Raw genomic sequence first — 24,154 nt, 5'->3', positions numbered from 1 at the left:
GCAGGCACTGTCGATCGGCTGTCGACTGGCTGCCGTGCAGGCGGGGTTAGGGTGAGCGCCATGCGATTCGGGGTGCTCGGTCCGCTCGCGCTGTGGACGGCGGACGGCGATCCGATACCCGTACCCGTACCCGGAGCGAAAGTCCGGTCTCTGCTCGCCCAGCTGTTGGTGCACCCGGGCCGCCCGGTGTCCGTGGAGCGCCTGGTGGACGATCTGTGGGGCTCCGCGCTGCCGGATCATCCGGGCAACACGCTGCAGGGGAAGGTCTCCCAGCTGCGCCGCGTTCTGGAGCGGGTCGAGCCGGGGGGCCGGGAGCTCGTCGTGTCCGGGCCCGCGGGGTATCTGCTGCGGATCGATGCCGCCGCCGTCGACGCGGGGCGGTTCAGCGCTCTACTGGACCGGACGCGGGCCACCGCCGAGCCCCGTGCGAAGGCAGCGCTGGTGTCCGAGGCACTCGGGCTGTGGCGGGGAGAGGCGTACGCGGACTTCGCCGATGAGCCATTCGCCCGCGCGGAGATCATCCGGCTCCAGGAGGAACGGCTCGCGGCGCTGGAGGAACAGGCCGAGGTACGCATGGAGCTGGGCGAGCACGGTCCGCTCGTCGGTGAACTCGGCAGCCTGGTGGCCAGGTACCCGCTCCGGGAACGCCTCCGCTCCCTGCAGCTGCGTGCCCTGTACCGGGCGGGGCGGCAGACCGAGGCGCTCGACAGCTACGAAGATCTCCGGCGTCGCCTCTCCGACGATCTCGGGCTGGAGCCCGGCGGTGAGCTGGTCGCCCTGCGGCAGGCGATCCTGCGCCAGGACTCCGTACTGGGTTCCTCTCTACCTGGTTCCTCTCTACCCGGTTCCTCTCTACCCGCCACCCGTACGAACCTGCCCGTGCCCATCGCGGAAATCATCGGACGCGACCAGGCCCTCCCCGGCGTACGTCACCTGCTGACGGCCTCACGCTCACGCCTGGTGACGCTCACAGGGCCCGGCGGGGTGGGCAAGACGCGCCTGGCCGTGGAGATCGCGCGGCAGTCGGCCGACAGCTTCCCCGACGGCGTGTGGTTCGTCGAGCTGGCACCACTCGACGCACCACACGCCGTCGGCGCGCTGGCCGAGACCGTGATGAAAGCCCTGGACATACGGCAGACGGGCGAGGCCGGAGAACAGGTGTCGTCGTCGGTCGGCCGGCTGGCCGGGGCGCTGCGCGGCAGGCAGCTGCTGATCGTCCTGGACAACTGCGAACACCTGATCCATCCGGCCGCCGAACTGGTCGAGACGCTCCTGCGGAACACACCCGGGCTGACGATCCTGGCGACCAGCCAGGAGCCGCTCGGTATCGGCGGCGAGCACGTCTGGCCGGTGCCGCCGCTCGAACTGCCCAGCGCCGTAGACCTGTTTCTGGCACGCGCCGCCACGGCGCCCGGTTTCACTCTCGACGTGGCGGGCGCCGAGGCCGTCGCCGTACTCTGCACCCGCCTCGACGGTATTCCGCTGGCCCTGGAGCTCGCGGCCTCCCGGGTGCGGACCATCGGCGTACACGGTCTTGTCGCCCGCCTCGGCGACGACCGGTTCGGACTGCTGACGGGCGGAACCCGTAACGCGCCCGCCCGACAGCGGACCCTGCGCGCGGTGATCGACTGGAGCTGGCAGCTGCTGACGGCCGCCGAGCGCATCGTGCTGCGCAGACTGGCCGTACACGCCGAGGGCTGCACCCTGGAGGCGGCCGAAGCGGTCTGCGCCGGAGACGGTCTGGAGTCCGCGGCGGTACTCGATCTCCTGGCGCGCCTGGTGGACCGGTCGTTGGTCGTTCTGGACGACCGTCCGGACGGACCCCGGTACCGGCTGCTGGAGTCCGTGAAGGAGTACTGCCTCGAACAACTCCGCGCGGCGGACGAGTTCGACGCCGTACGGGAACGGCACAGCCACCACTACGTCGAACTGGCTCTGCGCGCAGGTCCCTTGCTGCGCAAGGCCGAACAGCGGCACTGGCTGGAGCGGCTGGACCAGGAAGGCGCCAACCTGCGCCGGGCGATCGACTTCGCCGTACAGCGGGGGGCGGCGGACCGTGAGCTGCGGACGGTGAACGCGCTGGCCTGGTACTGGGTGCTGCGCGGGCGGTTCTCGGAGGCCAGGAGGTCACTGGAGACTGTCCTCGCCGCCGCCCCGGCACACCTCACGCCGCCTCGCGCTCTGGCCATGGCCTGGCAGGCGGGCACCGCGCTGCTGGAAGGCACCGCTACCGACGGAGCGACACGCATCCGCGCCGCGCTGTCCGCGTACGAGGCGGTGGACGACCCTTCGGGCCGTGCTACGGCACTGTGGTTCCTCGGCGCCACTCAGATGGGATCGGGGGCGGTGGCGGCCGGGGAAACCCTGGTGAACCAGGCCCTGGAGGGCTTCCGTGCGCTCGGTGACACCTGGGGGACGGCCGCGGTCCTGAGCGTACGGGCCAGGCACGCGATGGCCCGGGGCGACCTCGACGCGGTCAGACTCGACGGCGAGCGGAGCGCGTCTCTGTTCCATGAGCTCGGTGACCCGTGGGGACGGTTGCAGACCGTCTTCCCCCTGGCGGCTCTGAGCGAGATCACCGGCGACTACGCACGAGCTGTTCAGCTGCAGCGCGAAGGGCTGAACATCGCGGAGCAGATCGGACTGTGGGCGGAGGCCGCCAAGCGGCTGTCCGGTCTCGGGCGGCTCGCCCTGCTGATGGACGACTGCTCACAGGCCCGTACGTATCACCAGCGGGCCCTCAAGCTGTCCCGCGAACAGAACTTCAGGTCCGGAGAGGTCGACGCCGAGATCGGGCTCGGACTCGGGGCACGCCGGGAAGGTGACTACGACCTGGCCGAGACCCATATGCGCGCTCTGCTCTCGTGGTTCCGCGAGGTGGGTTACGGGCCGGGCACCACCCTGGCGCTGGCCGAACTGGGTTTCGTCGCGGAACTGCGCGGCGACGCGACCACCGCGCACGCGCTGCACCTTGAGGGCTTCGACGCGGCGCGTGAGCTCGGCGACCCCCGGGCGGTCGCCCTGTCGTTGGAGGGGCTGGCCGGCGCCCAGGCCGTTGGCGGTCACCACCGGCGGTCGGCGCTGCTGCTGGGCGCGGCGGCGGCGGCCCGGGAGTCGGTCGGTGCTCCGCTGCCGCCCGCCGAGCGGCGGGATGTGGACCGTATCGCGGCGGGGATACGCGACACTCTGGGGCGGGAGGCCTTCACTGCCGAGTTCGACCGTGGCACCTTGCTGGGCTTCGACCAGGCACGGGCTCTGTCCACGGCCTGACAGATCGCCTCGGATCGCCGTGACAGCTCGCCGTGACAGATCAGCTGTCCGGCTGGCATGGGGGGCACCACACCGTGCCCCGTCCCGCGATGCGCTCGCGGCGCAGTGGTTCACCGCAGCGCGGGCAGGCCGCCTCGGGGTCGTCGCGACGGCCCGTGAGCCACGATTTACGCGGCGGTACGCAGCCGGCGTCCACCGCCGAGCGCAGGGTGCGGCGCATGACCGTGTACAGCTGGCGGCGTTCGGCGTCCGTCAGACCGTCGGCCGGCCTCGCGGGGTGGACCCTGGCTCGCCACAGGATCTCGTCGGCAAGCAGGTTGCCGAGCCCGGCCAGTACCGACTGGTCGGTGAGGACGGACTTGATCCTGCCGCGCCGTCCGGCGAGGGCGGCGTCGAAGTCGGTACGGTTCACCGCCATCGCGTCAGGGCCCTGGTCGTCCAGCATCCCCGCCACGCCGGAGTCGTCGGTCAGCCAGACGCCCTGGAGTTTGCGCTGATCGCGGTAGCGGAGCTGGCGGTCTCCGGCCACCGAGAACACGACGCGGTCATGGGCCTCGGCCGCGTCCTCGGGCCGGCAGCACAGCAGCTGTCCGGTCATGCCGAAGTGCAGCATCAGCGTGGGGCCGTCGTCGGTGCGGGCGAGGAGCCACTTTCCGTGCCGCTCGGGCTCGGCGAATTTCCGGCCTTCCAGGTCGTTGCGCAGCTGCTGCCCGCTCACCCCGTGCAGCACGCCCGCGTCACGCACCTCGACGCGCTCGATCCGCCTGCCCTGCGCACAGGAGGCGAGGACCTGCCGAAACGCCTCGACATCCGGCAGTTCAGGCATACCGATAACCACCAATACTTTTGACCCTTTCAGTCCGAAAATACCCTCCCGGAGAAGCCTGCGCGTCCGACCACGGAATTCGGTGGGCCGATCGCGTTCAAGTAAGTACGGTGATCCCTTTCCGTACGTCCGAGGAGGGGCAGCGATGAGCAGGGAGCAGACGACGCGGACGACGACGACGCTGTGGCGGCCGACCGGGCCCGAGGAGCTCGCGCTGGTCGCGGAGTCGGGCTGGACCGCTTGGCCGCCACGCCTGCCCGAGCAGCCGATCTTTTATCCCGTACTGAACGAGGACTACGCGATACGGATCGCCCGCGACTGGAACGTGCCCGCCTCCGGAGTCGGCTACGTCACCAAGTTCGAGACCGACACCGAGTTTCTGGCCCGGTACCCCGTACGCCAGGCGGGCGGCCGGACGATCCTGGAGCTGTGGGTGCCCGCGGAGGAGCTGACGGAGTTCAATGAGCACATCCTCGGCCCGATCGAGGTCGTGCACGAGTTCCGGTCGGCCTAGGCAGCTGCCCGGCGCGGCATGGAGGTGCGCGCGTTGCGCCCGTTCGCCGATCCGCCGGCCCTGGACGTGATCCTGCGCGCCGCCGGGCCGGCCGGCCGGATCGCTCAGGAGGACCGGCCCTTCCTGCGGGTCGCGCACACTACGAGCGGCTGAGGTACGACGATGGCCCCGACCAGAAGCTGGTCGGGGCCATCGTCGTACCTGTGATCAGCTGCGATTAGCTGGGCGCCGGGGAGCCGAGCAGCTCGGACGCCGTCTCCAGCGGGGTCGCGACCGGAGCGGCAACCGGCTCGGGCGTCGCGCGGCAGGTGAAACCGAGGCGGGAGAGCGCCCTGGTCACCTCACCGGCCGAGAAGTCGCGGCGGTCCTGTCGGGTGATGACTTCTCCCACCTGCTTGACGGGGTAGGAGCGGCGGCCGATGATCACGGACTCGCCCGTGATGGGTTCGGGCTTGATGCCCTTCATCAGTGCCTGCACGTCAGCTTTGACGAAGTCGAAGGGGAAGCGGGCGATCACACAACGCATGGTGCCTCAGCAGGGTTGAAGGAAGGAAGCCAGGAAGGAAGGCGGGAGCCGGAGGCTTGGGGGTACCCTAGGCCGCCCTGGTCGCGGAGGAGTTGCGCTGTGCCGGACGGCCGCCGCCCTGCGCGGGGCGACCGCGCCGCCCACGGGACGAGGACGACGAGGAGCTGCGCTTCGCGCGGTCCGGCACCGGCGAGGTGATGGTGACCGGCACACCCGAGGGCGCCTGAGCCCCGGTGATACGGCTGAGCTCGGCGTCACCGGAGCGTACCTGCGCGGACTGCGGGGTGATGCCGGCGTCGGCCATCAGACGGCTCATCTCGCGGCGCTGGTTGGGCAGTACGAGCGTGACGACGCTGCCCGACTCCCCGGCGCGCGCGGTCCGGCCGCCACGGTGCAGGTAGTCCTTGTGGTCGCTGGGCGGGTCGACGTTGACGACGAGGTCGAGGTTGTCGACGTGGATGCCGCGGGCCGCGACGTTCGTGGCCACCAGCACCGTGACATGGCCGGACTTGAACTGGGTCAGGGTCCGGGTGCGCTGCGGCTGCGACTTGCCGCCGTGCAGCGCGGCGGCGCGTACGCCGCTGTTCAGCAGGTGCTTGGTGAGCTGGTCCACGGCGTGCTTGGTGTCCAGGAACATCAGCACCCGGCCGTCACGCGCCGCGATCTCCGTGGTGGTGGCGTACTTGTCCGCGCCGTGGACGTGCAGGACGTGGTGTTCCATCGTGGTGACGGTGCCCGCGGACGGGTCGACCGAGTGGACCACCGGGTCGTGCAGGTAGCGGCGCACCAGCAGGTCGACGTTGCGGTCCAGGGTGGCGGAGAAGAGCATCCGCTGGCCCCCGGGCTGCACCTGGTCGAGCAGTTCGGTGACCTGCGGCATGAAGCCCATGTCGGCCATCTGGTCGGCCTCGTCCAGCACGGTGATGCTCACCCGGTCCAGGCGGCAGTCACGGCGCTCGATGAGGTCCTTCAGCCGGCCCGGGGTCGCGATGACGACCTCGACGCCGCCGCGCAGCGCGCTCGCCTGGCGGCCGATGGACATGCCGCCGACCACCGTGGTCAGCCGCAGCTTCAGCGACCGGGCGTACGGGGTGAGCGCGTCGGTGACCTGCTGGGCCAGTTCCCGGGTGGGTACGAGGACGAGCGCCAGCGGCTGGCGGGGCTCGGCACGCAGGCCGGCGGTCCGGGCCAGCAAGGCGAGGCCGAAGGCCAGCGTCTTGCCGGAGCCGGTGCGCCCGCGGCCCAGGACGTCACGACCGGCCAGCGAGTTCGGCAGGGTCGCGGCCTGGATCGGGAACGGAACGGTCACGCCTTCGGTGGCCAGCGCCGCCAAGAGGGGCGCGGGCATGTCCAGTTCGGCGAAGTCCTCGGCGGCGGGCAGGCCCGGGGTGATCGTCACCGGGAGCGCGAACTCCCCCTGGAGCGCGGCGGGACGACGCCCGCCGTAGCCACCGGAGCGGCCGGAGCCACCCGAACGGGCCGGAGCGCCGGGGCGACCGCCCTGGCCGCCCTGCGAGCGGAAACCGCCGCGGCCGGCACCGGCGGAGCTGCCGGAGCCACCCGAACCGCCGGTGCGGGTGCGGGAATAGCGGTCGTTCGTACGAGCTGTGCGGTTCATGCGGAACCTTCCTCGATATGGCGCGTATCGAGGAATTCCCGGAGCGGCGCAGCGGTGAGCAGCGCAAGGAATCGCAAGAACGAGCCGAAAATCGGAAAATCGGAATAAAAGCCGGACCGCTGGGCAAAAAGGCCAGAGGCCGGCACTCAGAATGGCCGGCCTGCGCCCAGCGCGGCTGGGGTGGCGAACCACGGGGGCTCGGGGCGGACGGTGTCCGGCCGGAGCCATGGGCGGAAGCATCGGAAGCATCCGCGATACGGTGAAAAAACTGCGAAGCGCGAAGCCTTCAGCGGGCGTTGCCGCTCGCCTCGCCACACGGGAAACCGGTGCGGCGGGTGACTGGGCAAGCCGGGGAATGCAGCGAGCTGGGGCCCGCACCCAAGGTGCGGGCCCCAGCTACGTCTGCTACGTCCTACGCGTGAGCGTCGGCGTTTTCAGCGTCAGGCGGGAGTGATGTTCTCGGCCTGCGGGCCCTTCTGGCCCTGCGTGACGTCGAAGTTCACCTTCTGGCCTTCCTGCAGCTCGCGGAAGCCCTGGGCGGCGATGTTCGAGTAGTGGGCGAAGACGTCAGCGCCGCCACCCTCCTGCTCGATGAAGCCGAAACCCTTTTCCGCGTTGAACCACTTCACGGTGCCAGTAGCCATGTCATATCTCCTTCTGGGGCAGTGCCCGGAAGCCCGCACTGTGCGGACTCCGTGTCGCCGCGATGATCGCCCCGTCCGGAAAAACCGGAAAAAATTAAAAGTGCACCACCGCACATGAAGGCCGGATACGTGCACTTGAAGTCTTTGGGAACCACAACTGCAACCGAGATCTACGGTAGCACGGGGCGAGCGGCCGGGCGCGGCGAGTAATATCACTCCGCCGTCCGCGCCATAAACCCTCATCGTGTGTTAGCCGGATTTCTATGCCTGCCGACGCAGACATTTCGCCCGCGCTCAGGAGTCGGGCGCCTCACCGGAGGCGGAGGTGGAGGCGGAGGTGGAGGTGGAGGTGGAGGCGGCCGAGCCCGCTGTGCGCCCGCGCAGCTGCTCGTTGAGCCGCAGGGCCTCCTCCAGCTGGTCCTCCAGGATGACGATGCGGCACGCGGCATCGATCGGGGTGCCGCTGTCGACCAGTTCCCGGGCGCGTGCGGCGACGCGCAGCTGGTAGCGGGAGTAGCGGCGATGGCCGCCCTCGGACCGCAGCGGGGCGATCAGCCGGGCCTCGCCGACAGCCCGGAGGAAGCCGGGCGTGGCGCCGATCATCTCCGCAGCACGCCCCATGGTGTACGCGGGGTAGTCGTCGTCATCAAATCGGTCGGTCCGCTCCGTCCGCTCCGTCCGGTCGGTCCGGTCGGTCAGGGCCGTGGGGGGCTGCGATTTGGTTTCTGGGGACACCTGCACCTCTTCTGAGAACTTCCGGGGACGTGACGAGGGGCCCCGTGCCTATGGCAACGGGGCCCCGAGCGGTTTCAACACCATCCGTCGGCGCTGTACGCCGACCTTCGTTTTCCGCGCGTCCGCCCGAAGGGCCGTTGGCGCGGATTTCGTGGATTCGTGACCGGGGACCACCTTCCAATCCGGGGTCTGCGGTACCCGAGCGCAGTGCATCTCACTCGGGGGATCCTGATGGCGTCTTCTCCTCTCTCATCCGACTTCGAGCCGTACCGTTCTCTACAAGCGCCCGCGCCAGTCCGTCCGGGACGTGTGACGCGTATCGCTGTAGGGCTGGTATCGGTCACTTCCTTGGCTACAGGAAAAACCCTAGCCACACGAGCCCCGAATGTCTACGTCCGTCAGGACAGATTTTGCCGTTACGCGCCCTCACCTGCGGTTATCCCCGCCATTTCCCCCGTCCGGCCTATGTCGTGGCCAGCGCCTCCGTGGGCGACAGGCGCGAGGCCCGGATCGCCGGGTAGAGCCCCGCCAGCGCGCCAATTCCCAGCGTCGCCGCGATACCGCCGAGCACCGCCCAGGCCGGGACTACCGGCGGCCACCCCTGGAAGATGGCGTACCCGAAGGTCACCCCCATGCCCAGCAGCGCCCCGCCCGCGCCGCCCAGGGCGGACAGGAGCAGCGATTCCGCCAGGAACTGGGTGCGGATCTGACCCCGGGTCGCGCCCAGCGAGCGGCGCAGGCCGATCTCCGCGCGGCGTTCCAGCACCGAGATGACCATGGTGTTGGCCACCCCGACGCCGCCCACCAGCAGTGCCACCGCGCCCAGCCCGAGCAGCAGACCGGTGAAGGCCTCGCCGGCCGCCTGCTTGGCGGCGAGCGCGTCGGAGGGACGGGAGACGTTGACCTCGTTGGGCGCCTCCGGGTTGGCGGTGGCCCCGAGCACCGAGAGGACCTGCTCCACCTGCGCCTCCGGGGAGCGGGTGTAGACGGTCGTCGGGTGCCCGTCGAAGCCCAGCGCGGTTTCGGCCGACTCCCAGCCGGTCAGCGCCGCCGTGTCGAGCTCGGGCGCCAGCGGTGCCGGTTCGAGGATGCCGATGACGGTGAACCATTCGCCGCCGATGAGCACCCGCACCTCGGGGCCCGCACGGCCGATCCCGAGCTGTTCCGCGGCGGCCGAGCCCAGCACCGTAGCGGGGTAGGAGCCGGTGGCGGAGTTGAGCCAGGTGCCGCTGCGGAGCTTCGCTCCGACGGCGGCGCGCAGGTCGGTGCGGGCGGCGTAGGCCGCGATGCCGCCCGTCTCCGCCTTGGGGATCTTGTCGCTGCGGTAGACCTTCGCGCCCTCGATGCGGCCGATGGCCGAGACCGAGTCCACCGGGCCGATCCGGCCGACCATGGCCTCCGCCTCGGTGGGCAGCTTGGCCGCATCGCCGGTGAACGTCGAGCCCGGCGTGACGGTGAGCAGATTGGTGCCCAGCGAAGCGAGCGTACGGTCGAGTTCGGCGCGCGACGAGGACGAGATGCCCACCACCGCGACCATCGCGGCGATGCCGATGGCGATGCCCAGCGCGGACAGGAACGCCCGCATCGGGCGGGTGCGCAGGCCCACCACGCCGACCTTGACCACATCGCCCGGCCACATGCGGGCCGGGCGCAGCTCGTCGGCCGGCCGTCGCTGTACGTCGGGCCGCTGGAGTACGTCGGACATCAGACCGCCTCCGCTACCGCGAAGCCGTGCGCGGCCGAGTGTCCGGTCGAGTCTTCGACCACCAGGCCGTCCCGCATCCGTACCTGCCGGGGCAGCGCCGCCGCGAGCTCCCGGTCATGCGTGATGATCACGACCGTCGTCCCGGCCGCGTGCAGCTCGCGCAGCAGCCGCATCACGCCGGCCCCGGACACCGAGTCCAGCGCGCCGGTCGGCTCGTCGGCGAGCAGCAGCGGGGGTTCGCCCGCCACGGCGCGGGCGATGGCCACGCGCTGGCGCTCGCCGCCGGACAGTTCGTGCGGCTCGTGATCCATACGGTGGCCGAGGCCGACCCGCTCCAGGGCCGCCGCGGCGCGGCGGCGGCGTTCGCCGGACCGCAGCCCGCAGTAGAGGAGCCCGTCGGCCACATTGTCGAGCGCCGTGGTGCCCGCCGCGAGGTGGAACTGCTGGAAGACAAAGCCGATCCGGCTCCCCCGCAGCGCGGAGAGCCCGCTGTCGGAGAGCGCGCCCACGTCGTATCCGTCGATGTGCACGGTCCCGGACGTGGGCTTGTCGAGCGTGCCCAGCACATTGAGCATGGTGGACTTGCCGGAGCCGGACGGGCCGACGATCGCGACGAGCTCGCGCCTGCCTATCGACAGCGAGACGCCGCCGAGGGCGGTGACCCCGCCCGCGTAGACCTTGGTCACATCCGTCAGGGCGATCACTTCGGCATCCCCACCGTCGTACCCTCGGCAATCCCGTTGCCGGAGATCTCCACCCGGCCGCTCGCGAAGAGACCGGTGGTGACGGGGACGTACGACGAGGTCGAGCCCTTGACGACCTCCACGCCGAAGCCGCCCTCGGCGAGTGCCAGCAGCGCGGCGACCGGGACGGTCAGCACGCCCTCGCGCGTGGCGGCGGTGAAGTTCACATGCACCGCGGCCAGGGTGAAAGCGCTGGCGGCCTGCTGGGCCTTCTTGTCCTTGAGGGCGACGATCACCTCGACCTTCGTCTGCGCCTCTTCCTGGCCGGTGCCCTGCTCAATCACCGTGGAGACCTCCGCGATGGTGCCCTTGACGGTGCTGTCGTCGGGGAGTTCCACGGTGACCTCGGCGCCCTTCTTGGCCAGCCGCTGGTCGGTGGCTTCGAGTTCTACGGTGACGGCCTTGGCGGTGCCGGTGTACGACAGCACCTTGCCGCCGGGGCCGACCGACTCGCCCTCGGCCGCCGCCAGGCTGTCCACGCGGACCGCGCCGGCCGCGAAGACGACGCGCCCGAGGTCCACCTTCCCGGTCTCCTCCAGGCCCAGGTCCTCCTGCCACGCGAGTACGGCGTCGGCCGTGGCGTCGGTGTACTCCTCGTCCACGGTGAAGCCGGTGTAGCCGAGCGCGCTGAGATTCTGCTCCAGCTGCTTCACGTCGGGGCCCTCGACGCCCTCCTTGAGGGCGCGGTACGCGGGCATCGCGCCGTACATCAGCGTTACGGGGCGGTTGTCGACCTGGTAGAGCGGCTTACCGCGGGTGACCTGGTCACCTGTCGCCGGTACCCAGGTCAGCGTGCCGGGGATCTTGCTGCCCGCGGTGGTCGTCGGGCCGTAGCCGAGCTGGCCGTCGGCGCTCTCGGTGTCGGTGAGCGTCTGCCGGTTCACGGCGGCGGTCTTCGGCGGCAGCTCGCTCGCCGCACCGCCGTCGGACTCGCCGCCGCTGCCGAAGCCGGTCCCGAGGCCGAGGGTGGCAGCTGTGGCGGCGCCTGCCACGGCCAGGACGGCGAGGGTGATGGCGGCCTTTCTGCCCCTGCGGCGTTTGCGGCGCCGGGGGGATGGGCGGGGTACGGGGACCGCGGCCTGCGCCTGATCCGAAGGCGCCGGGTCCGAAGATGCCCGGTCCGAAGGTGCCCGGTCCGAAGGTGCCCGGTCCGAAGCTGTCGCGTCCGGAGTTGTCGCGTCCGGAGTTGTCACGGGACGTTGATCCACCCGCTTCTCAAGAGCCGACTCACCCATCAGTTCTTCTCCGCGAGTCCGCCACCCATGAGGTCCTTGCACTTCTCCTGGGCGCCCTGGAAGTCCGGGTCCTTGGCGATCTCCTCGTTGATCATGATCCCGCCGCCCGGCTGGGGGTCGGGGAAGGCGTCCACGCCGTTCTCGCGCATGCAGGCGGCGTGCTTCCGCATGGCCTCGGCCCTCTTGGGATCCGCACCGGCGCCACCCTTGCCCTGCGGCTGATACTCACGGCAGGCCTCCATGGCCTTGTCCCGCGTGGCCTTGGGAATCGAGCTGTCCATCTTGAACCGGATTCCCTTGCCGGGCTCCGGGTCTTCCATCGGTATGCCGTTCTCGCGCATGCAGCTCGCGAACTTCACGCCCATCTGCTCGGGGCTCAGGCTCGCGTTGGCGCCGTCGGCGGCGTCCTTGTTCTTACTGTCGCTCGTGTCTCCGGCGGCCGACGCCACCGTGCTGTCATCGCTGTCCGAGCCGCATCCGGTCAGGGCCAGGACCACGGCCAGGGTCAGCGCAGGCGGCAAGGCCGCGAGCGTGCCGCGAGTCCGAGTCAGTGATCGCATCGTTCCCATCGCGCGTCAACTCCCTCTGTTCCCTCTGTCACGGCGGCCACGGTCGTGTGGCGGCCGGTATGCAGTGGGATGCAACGCGACGGCGCGTTTCCCCTCTGTTTCCACCACGACTGGCGATCACTAACAGGGAGGAAACACGCCGTCCGCGACCATGACCCCGTGGGGCTGCCTCGCGCCGGATGCGAAGCGGCCCCCGTCCATGGGAGGAGACGAGCCGCGCGTGCGAGTGCTGGTGGTGGAGGACGAACCGATGCTCGCCGATGCGATCGCCGAGTGGCTGCGTGACGAGGCACACGCCGTCGACATCGTCCACGACGGCGGGGCGGCGCTGGAGCGCGCGGGCGTGAACGACTACGACGTGGTCGTACTGGACCGGGACCTGCCCGTCGTGCACGGCGACGACGTCTGCCGCGAGCTGGTCTCCTCCGACTCGGCCTCCCGGGTCCTGATGCTCACCGCCGCCGCCGAGGTGACCGACCGTGTCGCGGGCCTGTGCCTGGGCGCCGACGACTACCTCACCAAGCCCTTCGCCTTCCCCGAGCTCGCCGCCCGCGTCCAGGCGCTGGGGCGGCGCTCCCGCCCCGCGGCCCCGCCCGTACTGCGCCGGGCGGGCATCGCCCTGGATCCGGCGCGCCATGAGGTGTTCCGGGACGGGCGCTACGTACCGCTGTCGAAGAAGGAGTTCGCCGTGCTGGCCGAGCTGCTGCGCGCCGACGGGGCCACGGTCTCGGCCGAGCACCTGCTGGAGAAGGCCTGGGACGAGCACACCGACCCGTTCACGGGTGCCGTCCGGCTCGCCGTGCTCAAACTGCGCCGCAAGCTCGCCGACCCGCCGGTCATCGAGACGGTGACGGGAGTGGGGTACCGGATCCCATGAACGTACGGAAGAAGGTACGGAAGCTTCCGCGCATCCGCAGGCCGCTGCCGCTGCCGCTGCCGCGCAACATCACCCTGCGCACCCGGCTGACCCTGATCTACGGCGGCATGTTCCTCGTCGCCGGGATGGTGCTGCTCAGCGTCACCTACGCCCTGTTCAACCAGCAGCTCGGGGGAGGAGGCAACCTGAAGATCATCGGCAGCCGGGGCCAGCCCCTTGAGCCCAGTGAGCCGCCGGCAGAGCCCAAAGTCCGGCCCACGGGCGCCGACGCGGTCACCCGTGCCGACGCCGAGCGCTGGATGATCCGCGAGCGGAACACACTGCACGACGCCGCCAACACCTCGCTGATCACCCAGGGCGGGATCGCGCTCCTCGTCGTCGGCGGCGCGGCGGCCGGTTTCGGCTGGCTGGTCGCGGGCCGGGTCCTCGCCCCGCTGCACCAGGTCACCGAAACCGCCCGGCGGATCTCCATGGCCCCGGCAGCCGACCGGGGGCTGCACGAGCGCATCGCACTGCGCGGCCCGGACGACGAGATCAAGGAGCTCGCCGACACCTTCGACACGATGGTGGAGCGGCTCGACCGGTCCTTCGACGGGCAGCGGCGCTTCGTCGCCAACGCCTCGCACGAACTGCGTACGCCGCTGACTCTGGGCCGCGCCCTGGTCGAGGTGGCCATGCACCGCAAAAACGCTTCCGACGACGTCCAGCAGCTCGGCGAGAACCTGCTCCTGATCAACACCCGGCACGAACGGCTGATCACAGGCCTGCTGCTGCTCGCCGGTTCCGAGAACGAGATCAGCGAGCGGCTGCCGGTCGATCTGGCCGATGTGGTCGGGCATGTCGTCGCGCAGACCTCCGCGGAGGCGAAGCGGTCCGGGATCACCGTCCACGAGCAGGCGGACGAGGCGCTCACCGTCGGCGATGCGCTGCTGCTGGAGCGGCTGGTGCAGAACCTCGTGGAGAACGGCGTACGGCACAACACCGGCGAGGGCGGCTGGGTACGCGTCGCCAGTCGCACCTCACAGGGCGGCGGCGGTGGCGTGGAGCTGGAGGTCGTCAATACGGGCCCGCTGGTGCCGCCGTACGAGATCCCGGCGCTGTTCGAGCCGTTCCGCCGCCTGGGCGCCGACCGGCTGGTGACGGCGAAGGGCGCCGGGCTCGGGCTGTCGATCGTACGAGCGGTGGCGCGCGGCCACGGCGGCGAGGTGACCGCGCGGCCCCGCGAGGAGGGCGGTCTCACGGTGACGGTGAAGCTGCCGGGCGCGGAGCCCCAGACTCCCCAGTCGTAGCCCCGATGTAGCACCCCGATGTAGCAGAAGAAGAAAAAGTGTTATCGCCAGGTCTCCGCGATCGTCTCCTGTGCACCAACGTCCCCACGCGTACGCAGGAGCGCCTCTCATGGCCCAGCGCAACAAGCACAGGTTCAGTCGCCGCAGCATGCTCCAGATCGGCGGCGGGCTGGCCGCGTCCGCAGTGGCCGGCGGTGTCGCCATCACGCTGTCCGACGACAACGCCGACGCCGCCGCGCCCGCCAGCCCCACGCCGAAGCTGACGCCGCCCACCACGGCCGCCGCCTTCGTCCACCCGGGCATGCTCCACGCGTACGGCGAGCTCAACCGCGCCAAGGTCCGCGTCAAGGCCGGTACGAACCCCTGGGCGGCGGGGTGGACCAAGCTCACCGTCAACCGCCACGCGCAGTCCACCTGGAAGGCGAACCCCCTCGCGACCGTCATCCGCGGCGGCACCGGACAGAACTACCCGCGCCTCTACAACGACATCCACGCCGCCTACCAGAACGCGCTGCGCTGGAAGATCGCGGGCACCAGGGCCCACGGCGACGCCGCCCGCGACATCCTCAACGCCTGGTCAGGCACGCTGAAGGAGATCACAGGCAACTCCGACCGGTTCCTCGCGGCGGGCATCTACGGCTACCAGTTCGCCAACGCCGCCGAGCTCATGCGCGGCTACGAGGGCTTCGATCTCGAACGCTTCAAGACCATGATGCGGACGGTCTTCCACCCCCTCAACGAGCGGTTCCTCACCGAGCACAATGATGCTCATATCGAGAACTACTGGGCGAACTGGGACCTGTGCAATATGGCCTCCATCATGGCCATCGGCATCCTCTGCGACGACCGCGCCCTGTTCGACCGGTCGGTCGACTACTTCAAGAACGGCGCGGGCAACGGCTCGATCAAGCACGCCGTGCCCTTCCTGCACCCGGGCGGCCTCGGGCAGTGGCAGGAGAGCGGACGCGACCAGGGCCACAGCGTCATGGGCATCGGCCTGATGGGCTCGATCTGCGAGATGGCCTGGAACCAGGGCGTCGACCTGTACGGATACGACGACAACCGGTTCATGAAGGGCGCGCAGTACGTCGCCAAGTACAACCTCGGCGGGGATGTTCCGTTCACGAAGTACGCCTGGCACACCGGCCAGTCCGGCGCGTACCGAGAGCAGACCGTCGTGTCCGACATCGGCCGCGGCCAGGCCCGCCCGGTGTGGGAGCTGCTCCACAACCACTACGCCCGGCGTCGGCGCCTGTCGGTGCCGTACCTCACCATGTACGCGGAGAAGATGCGGGCCGAGGGCGGCGGCGGGGACTTCGGGCCCAACAGCGGGGGCTATGACACGACCGGCTTCGGGACGCTGCTGTACTCGCGCTAGCACCTCGGAACACACACGTGTGGAGTGAACGTGGACGGACGGCAGTGGCGCGGCACGGTCGCGGCCGCCCAGGCCGGTGACCGCAGAGCCCTCGACGAGCTGGTCGCGGGCTGGCTGCCGCTGGTCTACAACATCGTCGGCCGGGCGCTGAACGGGCACGCGGATGTGGACGACGTGGTGCAGGAGACCATGCTCCGCGCCGTCCACGGCCTCGACAGCCTGCGCGACCCGGACAGCTTCCGGTCCTGGCTGGTCGCCATCGCCATGCGGCAGATACGCGACCGCGCCCGGCGGCAGCAGGCCACCACCACGTCCACCGCCTCCGACTCCGCCGCGTCCGACTTCGCCGAGCTCACCGTGTTGCGCCTCCAGCTGGAGGGCCAGCGGCGCGAGGTCGCGGAGGCCGTGCGCTGGCTGGAGGACGAGGACCGGCAGCTGCTGTCGCTGTGGTGGCTGGAGGTCGCGGGCGAGCTGAGCCGGCGCGAGGTCGCCGCGGCGCTGCGCCTGACCCGGCAGCACACCGCCGTACGCGTACAGCGGCTCAAGTCCCGGCTTGAGGCCGCGCGCTCGATCGTGCGCGCACTCGGACCGCGCTCGCGCTGCCGCGAGCTGGCACGGCTGACCGCCCGCTGGGACGGACACCCTGATTCCGTATGGCGCAAACGGCTGGCCCGGCATGTGCGGGGCTGCGCCCACTGCGGCGAGCCGCGGCCCGACTTCGTACCGGCGGAGCGGCTGCTCGTGGGCATCGCGCTGGTGCCGGTGCCCGCCGGGCTCACGCTGGCGGCCTCGGGGCTGCTGGCCATGGTGGGTGGCGCGGGCGGCAAAGCCGCGGCCGTAACCGCGGGTACGGGCGTCGGTGCGGGCGTCGGTACGAGCGCGCTGGGCGCCGACCCGGTGGGCTGGTCCGCGCATCTGCTGACCCTGCTGGCCAAGCCCGCCGTCGCCGTGACGGCGGGCGCGACGCTCGTCGCGGGCGGCGGCGCCTTCGTCATCCACGAGTTCCCGGACGAGGCCCCCGCCCGGCCGGCTCCCCGGTCCGCTCCCCGGTCCGCTTCCCCCACGCCCTCGGCCGCATCCGCGCCCGTTCCCCCCTTGCCGAGCCCCACCTCCAGGCCACGGCCCAGCACATCACCGGCCTCGCGGTACGGCTCGGTCGTCGACGCCGTGGACCGCGCGCCGGACCCCAACCGGCGTCCAGGGCCACTGCCCCGCCGCGCCGAGACCAGCCTCACCAGCACCCACGGCGACAAGGCCGTCCTGACCCACCGCGGGGAGAGCGTGACCTTCAGCGGCCGGGGTTACGTACTGCTGCGCTGGCAGCTCGTACCGTCCGAGCGCCCCGGCTCGCTCGTCATGCCCGCCTGGACGGGCCTCGACGGCAAGCTCTTCCATGTCGCGTCGGGCGGCGGTCGCCGCATGGACGACGCGCTGCCGGGCACGTCCGACGGCCGTACGTGGATGGGCGGCCCGGCCACCGGGTACGCCGAGCCGCCGCCCGGCACCCAGCAGATGTGGCAGAACGAGTACTTCTACCTCGACGGCACGGTCACCCTCACCCAGAACGAGCGCGGCGCCGACTACAACCTCAGCGTCATGCCGTCGAGCTGGGCCGAGGCCGACAAGGACATCAGGACCGCGCCCGAGCCCGGCAGCCCGGAGAAGGGCCTCGTCCGCTACGGCCTGGTCCGCGACACCGGCGACGACGGGACGCCGGTGCCGCAGTACGTCACACGGGGCCGCCCGGCCGACGCGGCGACGGTGCAGCAGCGCTCGGCCCTCAGCGGCTAGGGCGTGCTTTAGGGGTAGCGCCGTCCGCCCGCAGGGCGGGCCCTGCGGCGTCTGGTGCGTGCAATCGCAAGGCGGTGGGGGCACCCCCAGGCGAAGCTCTGGGGGAGTACTTGGGCGACTCCGACAACACCGCGAGTGCGCGTGCCAGGCGTCGCGGGCTGGGGGTCCTCCCCCCGGACTTCGTCCGGGGGGAGGAACTTCTCAAACACGCCCTACCCGCGGCGATGGGCGCGATGGCCGCCGGTACGGCGAGGGGGACGCCGGACGATGATCGACAGCGGCACGAGCAGCGGCACCAGCAGCAGAGCCCACCACGGACGGGAACCCTCACTGCTACCGGCCGCCTGCTCGGCCTTCGGCCCGGCATCGGACCGAACCTCCGCGGACGGGCCCGCCGTGGTCTTCTCCGCCGCTTCGAGTACGACGTCGTTGCCGTCACCGCCCCCGTAACTGATGCGATAGGCCACGCCCGCGACCTCGACGGTGTCGCCATCACCCAGCCCGGTGAAGGTGCCTGAAACCTTCTTCTTGCCGGTGTTGTCGATCAGCGTGAACTTCTTCGCGGGATCGGCACCCCCCGTGACGTCGAGCCTCCCGGCCAGCCGCACCCGCCCGCCGACCCGCAGCGGCTGCCCCGACCGCACGGTCAGCCGACCTTCCGCCCGCTGCGTGTAGTCGCCCGTCACCGTGACCGTGGAGCTCACCGCGCCCCCGCCGGCCACCGAGCCCTCGACGGTCCCGTAACCGCCCAGGCCGGTGGATACATCCAGCGTCCGCCCCGCGCCAACGAGGACTCGGCTGCCCTTGGCCGCCGTGAGCCGCCGTACCGTCCGGTCACCCGCCTTGCGCAGGTCGAGCCGGGTCCCCGCACCCGTCAGCCGCACCTCGCTGCTCCGCTCCAGGCTGCCGCCGCCGGTCAGCGCGAGCGTGCCGCGCGCGACGGTTGTGGGCCCGGTGTACGAGATCCCGCCGGTGAGCGTGGTCGTCGCGGCCCCGGCCTGGGTGAACGAGCCGCTGCCGCTGATCCGCGACAACGAGATCGGCTTCGTGGCATTACGGACGAACAGCGCGCCGTCATTGACGATCCGCCGCCGCTCGGAGCCGGTGAGCAGGCTCCCGTCACCACCCGCCTTTCCGCTGCCCAGGCGCAGCACGGCGCGCTTCTCGACCGTCGTGGAGCCGTCGTAGTACTGCTCGGCCGCGAAGGTGACGTCGTTGCCGCGGGTCCCCTTGATGACAATGTCCCCCGCGCCTGGCGCGGCCAGGGTGTCGTGAAACATGCCGCCGCCGATGGGTGCGCCCAGCGTCACGGGCCCGTTGTAGTCGAAGGCAAGCCTGGACCGCTCCCTCCGCTGGTGCAGGTTGATGTAAACCGTGTCCTTGGTCCCCGGCATGAAGATCTCGCTCGTCGTGCCGTCGCCCCACTGCACATTCGCGCCTTCGATATTGGTGCCGCGCTTGTTGAGGTCGTGCGGGATCTTCCGCCAGTTGACGGCGGGGTCGCTGAGCGACGGGTTGGTGTCACCGCCCCGGTCGGAGTAGCTGTACTGACCGGTCAGGACGACCTTGCTGCCGGGCCGGCTGTGGACGTTGACATCACTGCCGTACTCGCGTTGGTAGAAGTTCTGCCGCAGTGTGATCGTCTGGTACAGCGGCGTGTCGATGATCCACGAGCGCTGGTTGAGGACGGCGCGCGCCCGGGGCAGCGCCACCGCGTACTCGGGGCGGCCGACGGCCATGCCGGTGCCGTTGTCGATCACCCCGGAGAACGGGTGGGTGCCCGCCAGATCGAGCGTGCCCCACATGAAGCGCGGCTGGCTGACCAGCCCGGAGCCGCTGATGGTGCCGATGTTGAAGGTCCGTACGAGCGAGAGCCGCAGGGTGCCGTCGACCCTGATGTTGTCCTGGTTGAGCCGGTAACCAGGAGTCCGGTACGGAAAGTGCCCGATGAGACCGGTGCCGCCGCCCGTGCCGTACTGGAGGGTCGCACCGCGCTCGACGGTGACGGCGGGCGGGTCGGGATGGGTGACGGTGGTGTACGGATGGTTGCCGCCGCGCGTCGTGACCACCTGCCGCTGCCTCGACCGGGGGAGCGTGAAATCGCTGTCCTTGGTGAGGACCAGGGTGCCGCTGCCGCGCACGGTGAGCGTGCCCTCGCCGCGGAACACCCCGTCGTACGTGGTGGTGCCGGGCGGAACGGTCACCACCACATCGCCGTCGAGCGTCACATCGCGGTCGGCCAGCACGGCGGCCGTGACGTCCCGCGCCCCGGCGGGAGCCGCCACCGCGTCGGGTACGGGTGCCGCGATGACCATCGCCGCCAGCGCTGCCGCCCATGCCGTGCCTGCTGCTGCATTGTTCATGCTGCTGTTCACGAGCAGGAGACGGTGCCGGGACCGCGCCGATAACAGAAATTTCGAAACTGGCGGCGCGCCCCCCGCTGGGTGATCCTCAGGACATGAGCCCTGCGATCCATCTCGCCCAGCAGCCCGAGGCCGACGAACTCCTCGGCCGCAGCCCGCTCGCCGCGCTCATCGGCATGCTGCTCGACCAGCAGATCCCGATGGAGTGGGCGTTCACCGGCCCGTACACCATCGCCCAGCGCCTCGGCGGCGACGACCTCGACGCCGCCGAAATCGCCGCGTTCGACCCGGACGCCTTCGCCGAGGTGATGAAGCAGCAGCCCGCCGTCCACCGCTACCCGGGGAACATGGCCAAGCGCGTGCAGGTGCTCTGCCAGTACCTGGTCCAGGAGTACGAGGGTGACGCCGAGGCCATCTGGCGGGACGCCGAGACCGGCGGCGAGCTGCTGGCGCGGCTGAAGGCGCTGCCCGGCTTCGGCGAGCAGAAGGCGAAGATCTTCCTGGCGCTGCTGGGCAAGCGGTACGGCGTTCAGCCCGAGGGCTGGCGCGAGGCGGCAGGCGCGTACGGCGAGGAGGGCTCGTACCGCTCGGCGGCCGACATCACCGGGCCCGAATCGCTCGCCAAGGTGCGCGCGCACAAGCAGGAGATGAAGCAAGCGGCGAAAGCCGCGAAAGCTGCCAAAGGAGGCTGACGAGCGCCGTGCTGAAGCGAACCACCACCCTGGCCGCAGCCGTACTCGTGGCCCCGCTCCTGCTGTCACCGGCAGAGGCGGAGGCGGAGGCGGAAACGGACGCGGCAAGAAACGCGACCAGACTCGCGGGGAAACTGGTCCGTACGTCGTCCGCCGACGACGCCTACACGCACCTGAAGAAGTTCCAGCAGCTGGCCGACGCGGCGGGCGGCCACCGGGCCGCCGGCTCGCCCGGCCACGACGCCTCCGCCGCGTACATCTACCAGCAGCTGAAGAAATACGGCTACGACGTCTCGTACGACCGGTTCGACTTCATCTACACCGAGACGCGGGCCGAGCGCCTCAAAGTGCTCTCGCCCGCGCCGCGCGACGTGGCGATCACGGCGATGACGTACACCAAGTCCACTCCGGTGGGTGGCATCAAGGCCGGTCTGGCGGCCGTCCCGGTGGACGACACCACCGGCTGTCAGCCGGCGGACTACGCCTCGGGGGCTTTCACCGGCAAGATCGCGCTGATCAAGCGCGGCGGCTGCACCTTCGGCGAGAAGCAGACGGCGGCAGCCGGAGCGGGCGCGGCCGGGGCGATCATCTACAACGACGCCGACGGCGTGCTCACCGGCACCCTCGGCGACCCGGCCGCCGGCCGGATCCCGACCGGCGGAGTCACCAAGGCGGAGGGCGAGAAACTCGCCGCCGCCCTCGCCAGGCGCCCGGCCCGCCCGGTGAACCTCTCCTTGGAACTCCGCCAGCTCCAGGAGAAGCGCTCCACCAACAACGTCATCGCCGAGACCCGCGGCGGCAATGCCGCCCGTACGGTGATGCTCGGCGCGCACCTCGACTCGGTGACGGCGGGCCCCGGAATCAACGACAACGGCTCGGGCTCCGCCGGACTCCTCGAAGTCGCCCAGGAACTCGCCGAGTCCAGGGCGAAGCCCGCCAACAAGGTCCGCTTCGCGTGGTGGTCCGCCGAGGAGAACGGCCTGTTCGGCTCCAAGGCGTACGTCGCGAACCTGAGCTCCGCGGCCAGAAAAGAGATCAAGCTCTACCTCAACTTCGACATGATCGCCTCGCCCAACCCCGGGCTCTTCGTCTACGACGGCGACGACTCCGACAGCACGGGCGCGGGCCCCGGACCCGCGGGCTCGGCGCAGCTTGAGCGCGACATCAGCGCGTTCCTCGACAGGCGGGGCAAGCAGCACGAGGGCACGGACCTCACCGGACGCTCCGACTACGGGCCGTTCATCGCGGCCGGCATCCCCTCCGGCGGTACGTTCACGGGCGCCGAGGGCGTCAAGACGGCGGCCCAGGCGCGGAAGTTCGGCGGCACGGCGGGGGTCGCGTACGACTCCTGCTATCACGCCGCATGCGACACCCTGGGCAATATCGACATGTCGGTGTTCGCGGCCAACATCGGTGTCATCGCCAACGCCGTGGGGACCTACGCCCACGACCTGAACTCGCTGCGCCAGCCGTGACCGAATAGCAACGAGCAGTATGTAAGCAATATGCAGATATCCGGGCGCCCCAAAAATCGGGCGCCCGCACCTCTATCTCAGGGTGTGCTCCACTTTGCACACTATTGTCCGACCGCGCCCGGCTGCGCCGGGAGCCGCTTGCCCGGTAGGCTTTCCGTGTGATCTTCAAGCGCATCGGTAACGGGCGGCCGTATCCCGACCACGGCCGGGAATCCACCCGGCAGTGGGCGGATGTCGCGCCGCGCCCGGTCCGCCTCGATCAGCTCGTCACCACCAAGGGCCAGCTGGACCTGGAAACGCTGCTGGCCGAGGATTCCACGTTCTACGGCGACCTCTTCGCCCATGTCGTGAAGTGGCAGGGCGATCTCTATCTGGAGGACGGCCTGCACCGCGCCGTGCGCGCCGCGCTGCAGCAGCGCCAGGTGCTGCACGCCCGCGTCCTCGAACTGGGCTGATCCTCGGGCTGATCCTCGGACGGGGCTGACCGAGCCCGTTCGGCAGGTCGGGGGCTGACCCTTTCGGGCCCATTCCTGACCATACGGACGCAATCTGTTGATCATCCAGTAGTGCATTAACTCCAAGCCGCACTACGCTGCGCCCATGAGCATGCTTACTCCACCCGGCATGGGCGGAAAGTACCGCATCACGGGCGACGCGTACCCCCGGATGCGACGCCCTCGCAATCGCCGCAAAATCGTTGGGGCAGCCATCGCCGCGGTGACCGCCCTCACTCTGGCGGGCTGGGGAACTGTGCAGCTCATCGACGTGTTCGCGGGCGACGAGAAGAAACCCGGAGCGAACACCCGGACGGCGGCGGGCTGCGAGGCCGTCCCGGTGGTGTCCGCCGTGCCGCCGGCGCCCAAGCCGGCCCAGATCACGGTGAACGTCTACAACGCCACCCCGCGCGGCGGCCTCGCCAAGGCGGCGGCCGACGAGCTCCGGAAGCGCGGCTTCGTGATCGGCAAGGTGGGCAACGCCCCGGTGGCGTACGACAAGAAGGTCCCCGGCACCGGAGTGCTGCTCGGCGCGCCCAAGGCGTACGGAGGCAGCTTCCGCGTCCTGGCGACCCAGCTGCGGGGCAGTCAGCTGAAGACCGACGCCCGTGAGACGGCGGACATCGATCTGATCCTCGGGACGGCCTTCACGACCCTGGACACGAAGAGGGACGCGGACGCGGCCCTGGCCTCCCTGGCCAAGCCCACACCGCGCCCCTCCTGCAAAACCTGACCCAAGGACTGACCGAGGACTGCCCCAAGGACTGACTTCTAGACCGCGGTCCCATACATACGGTCGCCCGCGTCGCCCAGCCCCGGCACGATGTAGCCGTGGTCGTTGAGCCGCTCGTCGACCGAGGCGGTGACCACGGTGACCGGCGTGCCCGCCAGCTCGCGCTCCATCATCTCGACGCCCTCGGGCGCCGCCAGCAGCACAACAGCGGTCACATCGTCCGCGCCGCGCTTGATCAGCTCCCGGATCGCCGCGACGAGCGTGCCGCCGGTGGCCAGCATCGGGTCGAGTACGTACACCTGACGCCCGGAGAGGTCCTCCGGCATCCGGGTGGCGTACGTCGACGCCTCCAGGGTCTCCTCGTTGCGGATCATCCCGAGGAAGCCCACCTCGGCGGTCGGCAGCAGCCGCACCATGCCGTCGAGCATGCCCAGACCGGCCCGCAGGATCGGCACGACCAGCGGGCGCGGGTGCGAGAGCTTCACGCCCGTCGTCCCGGTCACCGGGGTCTGGATGTCGACCTGCTCGGTGCGCACGTCCCTGGTGGCCTCGTACGCGAGCAGCGTGACCAGCTCGTCGGCGAGCCGCCGGAAGGTCGGGGAGTCGGTGCGCTTGTCGCGCAGCGTGGTGAGTTTGTGCGCCACCAGAGGGTGGTCGACAACATGGATCCGCATGCC

The 24,154-nt window shown here is 70.6% G+C and carries 22 protein-coding genes; 11 read left to right on the top strand and 11 right to left on the bottom strand.

The window, feature by feature from the left end:
- Window positions 1-60 precede the first annotated feature (60 nt).
- Complete coding sequence (locus ACIHCQ_RS03610) at window positions 61-3,270, top strand: BTAD domain-containing putative transcriptional regulator (RefSeq protein WP_399657629.1); 3,210 nt, start codon at window positions 61-63, stop codon at window positions 3,268-3,270.
- A 40-nt stretch (window positions 3,271-3,310) separates the two neighbouring features.
- Here the strand turns inward: ACIHCQ_RS03610 and ACIHCQ_RS03605 are convergent, their stop codons facing one another.
- Window positions 3,311-4,096, bottom strand: coding sequence for an Fpg/Nei family DNA glycosylase (locus ACIHCQ_RS03605; RefSeq protein WP_399657385.1), 786 nt, complete (start codon window positions 4,094-4,096; stop codon window positions 3,311-3,313).
- A 145-nt stretch (window positions 4,097-4,241) separates the two neighbouring features.
- Here ACIHCQ_RS03605 and ACIHCQ_RS03600 point away from each other — a divergent pair, with 145 nt between their 5' ends.
- The gene (locus tag ACIHCQ_RS03600; protein ID WP_399657382.1) at window positions 4,242-4,610 is read left to right on the top strand and encodes a hypothetical protein; all 369 of its coding nucleotides are present in this window, start codon (window positions 4,242-4,244) and stop codon (window positions 4,608-4,610) included.
- A 24-nt stretch (window positions 4,611-4,634) separates the two neighbouring features.
- The gene (locus tag ACIHCQ_RS03595; protein WP_399657379.1) at window positions 4,635-4,763 is read left to right on the top strand and encodes a hypothetical protein; all 129 of its coding nucleotides are present in this window, start codon (window positions 4,635-4,637) and stop codon (window positions 4,761-4,763) included.
- A gap of 64 nt (window positions 4,764-4,827) precedes the next feature.
- On the opposite strand, the gene ACIHCQ_RS03590 is transcribed toward ACIHCQ_RS03595, so the two are convergent.
- From ACIHCQ_RS03590 to ACIHCQ_RS03555, 8 genes are all read right to left on the bottom strand, one after another.
- Window positions 4,828-5,136, bottom strand: coding sequence for an SCO5918 family protein (locus tag ACIHCQ_RS03590; protein ID WP_399657376.1), 309 nt, complete (start codon window positions 5,134-5,136; stop codon window positions 4,828-4,830).
- A 67-nt stretch (window positions 5,137-5,203) separates the two neighbouring features.
- Window positions 5,204-6,754, bottom strand: a complete 1,551-nt coding sequence (locus ACIHCQ_RS03585) for a DEAD/DEAH box helicase (protein WP_399657373.1) — start codon at window positions 6,752-6,754, stop codon at window positions 5,204-5,206.
- A 440-nt stretch (window positions 6,755-7,194) separates the two neighbouring features.
- Window positions 7,195-7,398, bottom strand: coding sequence for a cold-shock protein (locus ACIHCQ_RS03580; RefSeq protein WP_031090619.1), 204 nt, complete (start codon window positions 7,396-7,398; stop codon window positions 7,195-7,197).
- Window positions 7,399-7,692: 294 nt separating this feature from the next.
- Complete coding sequence (locus ACIHCQ_RS03575) at window positions 7,693-8,097, bottom strand: MerR family transcriptional regulator (RefSeq protein WP_399657627.1); 405 nt, start codon at window positions 8,095-8,097, stop codon at window positions 7,693-7,695.
- A gap of 499 nt (window positions 8,098-8,596) precedes the next feature.
- Entirely contained in the window at window positions 8,597-9,838 is a 1,242-nt protein-coding gene (locus ACIHCQ_RS03570) for an ABC transporter permease (RefSeq protein ID WP_399657369.1), read from the bottom strand.
- Window positions 9,838-10,542 (bottom strand): ABC transporter ATP-binding protein, encoded by a 705-nt coding sequence (locus ACIHCQ_RS03565; RefSeq protein ID WP_399657366.1) that lies wholly within the window; start codon window positions 10,540-10,542, stop codon window positions 9,838-9,840. The genes ACIHCQ_RS03570 and ACIHCQ_RS03565 overlap by 1 nt, the downstream gene beginning before the upstream one ends.
- Complete coding sequence (locus ACIHCQ_RS03560; RefSeq protein WP_399657364.1) at window positions 10,539-11,573, bottom strand: efflux RND transporter periplasmic adaptor subunit; 1,035 nt, start codon at window positions 11,571-11,573, stop codon at window positions 10,539-10,541. Before ACIHCQ_RS03560 ends, ACIHCQ_RS03565 begins: the two co-directional genes overlap by 4 nt.
- Window positions 11,574-11,815: 242 nt before the next feature.
- A complete protein-coding gene (locus ACIHCQ_RS03555) occupies window positions 11,816-12,337 on the bottom strand; it encodes a hypothetical protein (protein WP_399657361.1) in 522 nt (173 codons plus the stop codon).
- A gap of 268 nt (window positions 12,338-12,605) precedes the next feature.
- Here ACIHCQ_RS03555 and ACIHCQ_RS03550 point away from each other — a divergent pair, with 268 nt between their 5' ends.
- The 4 genes from ACIHCQ_RS03550 (at window position 12,606) to ACIHCQ_RS03535 (ending at window position 17,720) form a co-directional block, all read left to right on the top strand.
- Entirely contained in the window at window positions 12,606-13,262 is a 657-nt protein-coding gene (locus ACIHCQ_RS03550) for a response regulator transcription factor (RefSeq protein ID WP_399657359.1), read from the top strand.
- Window positions 13,259-14,551 (top strand): sensor histidine kinase, encoded by a 1,293-nt coding sequence (locus ACIHCQ_RS03545; protein WP_399657357.1) that lies wholly within the window; start codon window positions 13,259-13,261, stop codon window positions 14,549-14,551. The genes ACIHCQ_RS03550 and ACIHCQ_RS03545 overlap by 4 nt, the downstream gene beginning before the upstream one ends.
- Window positions 14,552-14,660: 109 nt before the next feature.
- Window positions 14,661-15,929, top strand: a complete 1,269-nt coding sequence (locus tag ACIHCQ_RS03540; RefSeq protein WP_399657355.1) for an alginate lyase family protein — start codon at window positions 14,661-14,663, stop codon at window positions 15,927-15,929.
- Window positions 15,930-15,959: 30 nt separating this feature from the next.
- A complete protein-coding gene (locus ACIHCQ_RS03535) occupies window positions 15,960-17,720 on the top strand; it encodes a sigma-70 family RNA polymerase sigma factor (protein WP_399657353.1) in 1,761 nt (586 codons plus the stop codon).
- 212 nt (window positions 17,721-17,932) lie between these two features.
- Here the strand turns inward: ACIHCQ_RS03535 and ACIHCQ_RS03530 are convergent, their stop codons facing one another.
- Window positions 17,933-20,083 carry an autotransporter-associated beta strand repeat-containing protein gene (locus ACIHCQ_RS03530; protein ID WP_399657351.1) on the bottom strand — a complete coding sequence of 717 codons (2,151 nt, stop codon included), beginning with the start codon at window positions 20,081-20,083 and terminating at the stop codon, window positions 17,933-17,935.
- A 95-nt stretch (window positions 20,084-20,178) separates the two neighbouring features.
- Between ACIHCQ_RS03530 and ACIHCQ_RS03525 the strand changes: the two genes are divergently transcribed.
- The 4 genes from ACIHCQ_RS03525 to ACIHCQ_RS03510 all read left to right on the top strand — a co-directional run bounded on the left by ACIHCQ_RS03525 (window position 20,179) and on the right by ACIHCQ_RS03510 (window position 23,477).
- The gene (locus ACIHCQ_RS03525) at window positions 20,179-20,775 is read left to right on the top strand and encodes an HhH-GPD-type base excision DNA repair protein (RefSeq protein ID WP_399657349.1); all 597 of its coding nucleotides are present in this window, start codon (window positions 20,179-20,181) and stop codon (window positions 20,773-20,775) included.
- A gap of 8 nt (window positions 20,776-20,783) precedes the next feature.
- Complete coding sequence (locus ACIHCQ_RS03520) at window positions 20,784-22,250, top strand: M28 family metallopeptidase (protein ID WP_399657347.1); 1,467 nt, start codon at window positions 20,784-20,786, stop codon at window positions 22,248-22,250.
- 158 nt (window positions 22,251-22,408) lie between these two features.
- The gene (locus ACIHCQ_RS03515; RefSeq protein WP_003955420.1) at window positions 22,409-22,705 is read left to right on the top strand and encodes a type II toxin-antitoxin system VapB family antitoxin; all 297 of its coding nucleotides are present in this window, start codon (window positions 22,409-22,411) and stop codon (window positions 22,703-22,705) included.
- Between the two features lie 145 nt (window positions 22,706-22,850).
- A complete protein-coding gene (locus ACIHCQ_RS03510; protein WP_399657345.1) occupies window positions 22,851-23,477 on the top strand; it encodes a LytR C-terminal domain-containing protein in 627 nt (208 codons plus the stop codon).
- A gap of 38 nt (window positions 23,478-23,515) precedes the next feature.
- On the opposite strand, the gene upp is transcribed toward ACIHCQ_RS03510, so the two are convergent.
- On the bottom strand, window positions 23,516-24,151 hold the full coding sequence (upp, locus tag ACIHCQ_RS03505) for a uracil phosphoribosyltransferase (RefSeq protein ID WP_399657343.1): 636 nt from the start codon (window positions 24,149-24,151) through the stop codon (window positions 23,516-23,518).
- Between the last annotated feature and the right edge of the window lie 3 nt (window positions 24,152-24,154).

The organism is Streptomyces sp. NPDC052236 (genome assembly GCF_044548015.1).
In the GTDB taxonomy this organism is placed as follows: domain Bacteria; phylum Actinomycetota; class Actinomycetes; order Streptomycetales; family Streptomycetaceae; genus Streptomyces.
The sequence above is the reverse complement of the archived record's forward strand: the minus strand, read 5'-3'. Positions and strand labels throughout refer to the sequence as shown.

What these genes read in the sequence shown, in the direction of transcription:
- ACIHCQ_RS03610 (WP_399657629.1), top strand. Translation starts at nt 61, where the DNA reads ATGCGATTCGGGGTGCTCGGTCCGCTCGCGCTGTGGACGGCGGACGGC.
- ACIHCQ_RS03605 (WP_399657385.1), bottom strand. Translation starts at nt 4,096, where the DNA reads ATGCCTGAACTGCCGGATGTCGAGGCGTTTCGGCAGGTCCTCGCCTCC.
- ACIHCQ_RS03600 (WP_399657382.1), top strand. Translation starts at nt 4,242, where the DNA reads ATGAGCAGGGAGCAGACGACGCGGACGACGACGACGCTGTGGCGGCCG.
- ACIHCQ_RS03590 (WP_399657376.1), bottom strand. Translation starts at nt 5,136, where the DNA reads ATGCGTTGTGTGATCGCCCGCTTCCCCTTCGACTTCGTCAAAGCTGAC.
- ACIHCQ_RS03585 (WP_399657373.1), bottom strand. Translation starts at nt 6,754, where the DNA reads ATGAACCGCACAGCTCGTACGAACGACCGCTATTCCCGCACCCGCACC.
- ACIHCQ_RS03580 (WP_031090619.1), bottom strand. Translation starts at nt 7,398, where the DNA reads ATGGCTACTGGCACCGTGAAGTGGTTCAACGCGGAAAAGGGTTTCGGC.
- ACIHCQ_RS03570 (WP_399657369.1), bottom strand. Translation starts at nt 9,838, where the DNA reads ATGTCCGACGTACTCCAGCGGCCCGACGTACAGCGACGGCCGGCCGAC.
- ACIHCQ_RS03545 (WP_399657357.1), top strand. Translation starts at nt 13,259, where the DNA reads ATGAACGTACGGAAGAAGGTACGGAAGCTTCCGCGCATCCGCAGGCCG.
- ACIHCQ_RS03540 (WP_399657355.1), top strand. Translation starts at nt 14,661, where the DNA reads ATGGCCCAGCGCAACAAGCACAGGTTCAGTCGCCGCAGCATGCTCCAG.
- ACIHCQ_RS03530 (WP_399657351.1), bottom strand. Translation starts at nt 20,083, where the DNA reads ATGAACAATGCAGCAGCAGGCACGGCATGGGCGGCAGCGCTGGCGGCG.
- ACIHCQ_RS03525 (WP_399657349.1), top strand. Translation starts at nt 20,179, where the DNA reads ATGAGCCCTGCGATCCATCTCGCCCAGCAGCCCGAGGCCGACGAACTC.
- ACIHCQ_RS03510 (WP_399657345.1), top strand. Translation starts at nt 22,851, where the DNA reads ATGAGCATGCTTACTCCACCCGGCATGGGCGGAAAGTACCGCATCACG.
- upp (WP_399657343.1), bottom strand. Translation starts at nt 24,151, where the DNA reads ATGCGGATCCATGTTGTCGACCACCCTCTGGTGGCGCACAAACTCACC.